At 46.5% G+C, this 525-nt stretch carries 1 protein-coding gene; it reads left to right on the forward strand.

From position 1 onward, the window contains the following. Positions 1–82: 82 nt before the first annotated feature. A partial coding sequence (locus tag R8N47_RS28220; RefSeq protein ID WP_318186484.1) for a uroporphyrinogen-III C-methyltransferase occupies positions 83–525 on the forward strand: 443 nt, incomplete at its 3' end.

The raw sequence follows: 525 nt of genomic DNA on the forward strand, positions 1-525 counted from the left end.
AGTGAAATTTTAGAATTTCAGGTAATAAAAACACCCCGCCATAATGCTTGCATCACAATATCAATGGACGATGAGCAAGCACATGGCAACGAACGATTCAGTCACTCCTTTACCTGTACAAAAGCCGAGGTTGGTTTCTGACAACCAAGTGTCTGGCGTCACTCGTTTTGCAAAGCAGTCACTCAAACCAGGCGAAGTGGCATTGGTTGGTGCTGGCCCTGGCGACCCTGAACTTCTCACCATTAAAGCACTGAACTGTTTACAACAGGCGGATGTGGTCTTGTACGACTATTTGGTGTCTGAAGAGATCATGGCGCTGATCCCAAGCGATACGATTTTAGTTTGTGTTGGCAAGCGTGCAGGGCACCACAGTGTACCGCAAGAAAAGACAAATCAACTTTTGGTTGATTTTGCTAAGCAAGGATACCGAGTAGTACGAGTAAAAGGCGGTGATCCTTTCGTATTTGGTCGCGGTGGAGAAGAGCTAGAAGTGTTGGCTGATGCTGGCATTCGTTTTCAAGTGGT

This window comes from Vibrio sp. 2132-1 (genome assembly GCF_033344315.1).